Origin of the sequence: Succinivibrio faecicola (genome assembly GCF_019448115.1) — a bacterium.
GTDB classification, from domain to species: domain Bacteria; phylum Pseudomonadota; class Gammaproteobacteria; order Enterobacterales; family Succinivibrionaceae; genus Succinivibrio; species Succinivibrio faecicola.
This window is the reverse complement of record NZ_JAGFNY010000056.1, coordinates 1-4,935: the sequence shown is the minus strand read 5'-3', so window position 1 is coordinate 4,935 and position 4,935 is coordinate 1. Positions and strand designations below refer to the sequence as shown.

General features: G+C 32.5%; 5 protein-coding genes. All 5 read left to right on the top strand.

Annotated features, from left to right (window positions below; all coding sequences use genetic code 11):
- Positions 1-198 (top strand): PD-(D/E)XK nuclease domain-containing protein (locus J5V48_RS09445; protein ID WP_219938340.1); only part of this gene is annotated, 198 nt, incomplete at its 5' end.
- 117 nt (positions 199-315) lie between these two features.
- A complete protein-coding gene (locus tag J5V48_RS09440; protein ID WP_219938338.1) occupies positions 316-2,130 on the top strand; it encodes an AAA family ATPase in 1,815 nt (604 codons plus the stop codon).
- A gap of 339 nt (positions 2,131-2,469) precedes the next feature.
- A complete protein-coding gene (locus J5V48_RS09435) occupies positions 2,470-3,228 on the top strand; it encodes a hypothetical protein (RefSeq protein WP_219938336.1) in 759 nt (252 codons plus the stop codon).
- 10 nt (positions 3,229-3,238) lie between these two features.
- Entirely contained in the window at positions 3,239-3,838 is a 600-nt protein-coding gene (locus J5V48_RS09430; RefSeq protein WP_219938334.1) for a septation protein IspZ, read from the top strand.
- Positions 3,839-3,865: 27 nt separating this feature from the next.
- Complete coding sequence (galU, locus tag J5V48_RS09425; RefSeq protein WP_219938332.1) at positions 3,866-4,771, top strand: UTP--glucose-1-phosphate uridylyltransferase GalU; 906 nt, start codon at positions 3,866-3,868, stop codon at positions 4,769-4,771.
- Positions 4,772-4,935 lie beyond the last annotated feature (164 nt).

The following is a 4,935-nucleotide window of genomic DNA, read 5'->3' as shown; positions in this document are numbered from 1 at the left end:
AAAGTAGTTATCATTGAGATAAAAGCATCAAAAAATGATGATGACTTAAAACAGGATACTAATGATGCTCTTTTACAAATAGAAAAGAAAAAGTATTACGAGCCATTCTTAAAGAAAGACAGCATAAATACTATCTATTGCTATGGCATCAGTTTCTATAACAAGCAGTGTGAAGTTTCTTGCAAAAAAATTAAATAGCCCAATCAATAAATTCTTTATCAAAAATAACAGCATTTAAATTGAGTTATTATGAATTTGAAACAATGGAATATTAACCTAAAATAAAGCAAGTAAACAAAAATACGGATAAATACTATGGTTGATGAATGCTTCAAAAAACTACCATTTGGTACAGAGGAATTCTCTGAACTTAGAACAGAGGATTACTATTTTATAGATAAATCCTCCTACATAAAGAAAGTTTTTGAAAATTCAGCATCCGTTATTCTTTTTACAAGACCAAGACGCTTTGGTAAAACTCTTTTAATGGATATGTTCAAATCTTTTTTAAGAGTTGCACCTGATGGTTCTTCTAACAGAGAGTATAAAGAAAAACTCTTTGCGGGTTTAGAAATTCTAAAGGACAAAGAGTTTACAGATAAATACCTAGGACAGTTTCCTGTAATAAGTTTTTCACTAAAAGGAGTTTTTGGTAAGGATTATAATGCTGCATATGAAGCATTAGCGTTTACTCTGTCAAATTTGTTTAAAGACTTTCTTTTTTTAAATGACAGCGAAAAACTATTAGATTCAGAAAAAGAAAGTTTAAAATTACTACAGGACTTCAATTATTTAAGTACCCCTAAAGCTGAAAAATATATAGTAAGCTCATTAGAATTCCTATCAAGCTGTTTATACAAACACTTTTCAAAAAAGGTAATTATCCTGATTGATGAGTATGATGTACCTTTAGCAAAAGCATCAGAGAATGGTTACCACAAAGAAATGGTGACACTGATAAGTTCATTTTTCAATGTCATGAAAAGTAATCTTCTAGGCGATGAAGGTAATGGCAGTCCAATTAAAAAGATAGTTCTTACAGGCTGTTTAAAGGTAGTAAAAAACAGCATCTTTACAGGTGTAAACAACCTTTATGTGAATACAATTCTGTCTGAAAGTCCATCTTTTGATTCAATGATAGGTTTTACAAAAGAAGAGACAGTACAGATATTAAAGGATTATGAGCTTGATGATTACTTCCCTTTTGTAAAAGAGAATTATGATGGCTACAGATTCAATAAAAAGGAAATGTTCAGTCCTTGGGTTTTAGTATCATTCATAGACTATGCAATAAAAAGAAAAGCAAGTAGCAACCCGATGATTGCACCAAATTTCTGGATAAACTCAACCTCAAGTAATGCATTATTGTCATATGTTGGATATCTTACAGATGAAGATAATGAGAATATGCAAAAGCTTATGGATGGTGAGTGTATAGAGACAACCATCAATGATTCAATGAACTATGATGATTTATCAATGCACAAAGCTGAGGATTTCTACACATTATTACTTTTTACAGGATATCTTACAGTAGATAGCTACAGAACAGAGAATATTTCTGGATATGATAAGACCATCTATTCACTTAGAATTCCAAACCTTGAAATAAGAGAATGCTTTATACAAAATATTAAAGCTCACTTTGATGCAGTAGTAAATCAAGGAGAGAATAAGGCAAAGCTTATAGCAAATGCTCTGTTTGAAGGTGATTTCACAGTTGCAAAAAAGCATATAGATAGTCTTTTAAACAGCTACGTATCAATAAGAGACTTTGCAACAAAGGCAAAACCTGAGAACTTCTATCATGGATTCTTATCAGGAGTATTTACAAACTGTTCTAACTTCATAACTGACTTTAAATCAAACAGTGAATCAGGTGATGGTTATGCAGATTTAAAGTTTGTGAATAAAACAGGTGATAAAGCAGTTATTCTAGAGATTAAAGCATCTTCTAAAATCGAATCTGTTATAGAAGATGCAAATCATGCTATAAAACAAATAGAAGATAAAGGATATGCAAAAACTTATACAACTAATCCTTTTATAAATGAAATTTATGGCATTGGCATCAGTTTCTATAACAAGCAGTGCTATATTGCTTGCAAAAAGATAAATAAAACAGAATGATGTTTTGTGATTTCTAAAGAAGTTTTTTGTCATGTACAAAACAAAGATCTATAAATGATCTTCTCTTAATGTCTTGCTTATGTTTAATAAATTCTGATTTTATATAATGTACACAACAAGCTTCCATATATGCATACAACAAAAGATAGAAATTGCTTTTTTGTAAAGAAAAACATTTTTCTTCAGGATCTGATGTATTGACTCTGTCAAATAATGCCAAATCAAAAACTGTAGGTTCTTTCATATAAATACATCCATTTTGACAGATATTTTTTTGATCTTCTTAAAAATAAAAGATCTCATAATTAAATAATCAGCTGTATTTGATATACTTAGCATATGAGATCAAGATTATTCAAGACAGTTTTTCTGACATTTGTTTTTTCTTTATGTGCAAATTCCTATGCACAGGATAACAACTGCTCATTAAGTTTCAGACCGAAAATCGGAGAAATGGCATTCTCTGCAGTTGGCTCATCTCTTAAGATTGCAGACAGAAACTGTCTGACTCATTATCTTTACTTTCCTGAATCTGTAAAATCAGGTGCTGTTGATATTCCAAAAGGTCTTTACAGATATGTACAAGATGACAGTCAGAGAATAACCTTTTCAAATATATCATCAGATGGTGACAAGGTTCAAAGCTGTATCTACTGTGATCCTATCAAGAATCTGTTTGTGAGAAAATCTGACAAAAAACAACTTTGTGCTCTTAGCATCATGTATATTGAATCTTGTGCAAAATCAGATTCAATAAGATATGAAATAAAAAGAAAATCAGAAATCACTGAAGGTGTGTGCACGACATCCCTTGTCTATTCTGGCCGTTCTGAAAATACTTTAAGCTTTGCAGTAAATGACTGCTCTAAAATTTCAAAACCTACTTTAAGATATGATCTTAAATATGGTAATGTTATAAGGTTTTTAGATGAACAGTTTATTATCTATAAGGCTGACAATCTTGGTATTTACTATTCAAGACTGAATAAGCCAAATCTAAAGGCTAACGATATTGTTGATGAAAACAACTCTGTTCTTGCAAAACAGTGCGAGAAGTTCAACTCATCTAAGATAGTAATCAATACATCCGATAAATAAAGAGAAAATCATGCTTATTAAAATACTGCAGTTTCTGCCTGTAATCATATTTTTTGTTTCCTACAAAACAACATCCGATCTTATCCTGGCTACATCACTTATCATAGGATCAGTTCTTGTCTGCTCTGCTTTAGAGTATCTTGTAACAAAAACCGTATCAAGATTGCAGATCTTCATGATTGCTGCAGTTTTAGTTTTTGGAATTCCAACTGTACTACTTAAAGATCCGAACTTTATCAAACTTAAGATCTCAATAGTTAACCTGCTTTTGGCTCTTGCAATATTTGTCTTCCAGGTAATTTTAAAGAAGAATCCGTTTGCATATCTTTTAAAAAAGGATCTGCCAATACCTGACAGTGCCTATGCTCTGTTATCAAAAATGTGGATGATTTTCTTTGTATTTGCTGCAGGATTAAACATCATTATTGCTTTTTATCTTCCAGAGCTTTTCGGTGTATCACAGCTGAGTGCTGAAAATCTATGGGTTGACTACAAAACTTTCGGAAATGCGATCCTCAATGTGGTATTTACTCTGTTTTGTGGTTTAATAATATACAAAAAGTACCCAGAAGCTTTAAACGATAAACTAAACAATAAAAATCAACAATAACAAATTTACACAACAAAAGGATAACAAATGCCAGATCAGAACTTTGGTAACATCAAATACGCCGTAATTCCTGTTGCAGGACTTGGAACAAGACTTCTGCCTGCAACAAAGGCTATTCCAAAGGAAATGATGCCTCTTGTGGACAAACCTCTGATTCAGTATGTTGTTTCAGAAGCAGTAGCAGCAGGCATTAAGAACATCGTACTTGTAACTCATTCATCTAAAAATGCTATTGAGAATCATTTTGATACCTCTTTTGAACTTGAGGCTACTCTTGAAAAAAGAGTTAAACGTCAGCTTCTTGAGGATATAAGAAGTATTATCCCTGAGGATGTATCAATTCTTAATGTAAGACAGGGTGAATCAAAAGGATTGGCTCATGCTATTGCATGTGCAAGCCCAATTGTTGGCAAGAATCCTTTTGCTGTACTTTTGCCTGATGTACTTATTGATAATATAGCATCTGATCTGAATACTGATAATCTTTCTGCCATGATTAAGCGATTTGAATCAACAGGTATTCCACAGATTATGGTTGAAAAGGTACCAAAAGAGGATGTCAGCTCCTATGGTATCGTTGATATTGAGGGAAACCACCTAAAAGAAGGTGAGAGCGTAAAGATCAAGACAATAGTTGAAAAACCAGCGGTGCACAATGCCCCTTCTGATTATGCTGTTGTCGGAAGATATGTGCTGCCTGCTGAAATCTGGTCACTGTTTAAGAAAACTCCTCTTGGTGCAGGTGGTGAGTTCCAGCTTACAGATACTATCGATCTTTTGATGGGGATGATGGATATTGAAGCTTTCAATATCAAGGGGTGCTCTCATGACTGTGGTAACAAGTTTGGTTATGTAAAAACCTTCATTGATTATGCGCTAAGACATGAGCAGATTGGAAAACAGGTACTTGAATATATTAAAAGTATCAAGTAACTTTTTTAAACATTTTTGCTTTTGACTTTGCCTGAAAACAGATTGTTTTATAGATCAGATCTGATTTTCCATCAGATCTGATTTATTTCCCAAACTTTGCTAGATTTTACTGATCTAGTGGAGTTTTTAGCAAAGTCCCTTTGAATTAGGGACTTTCTTATTTC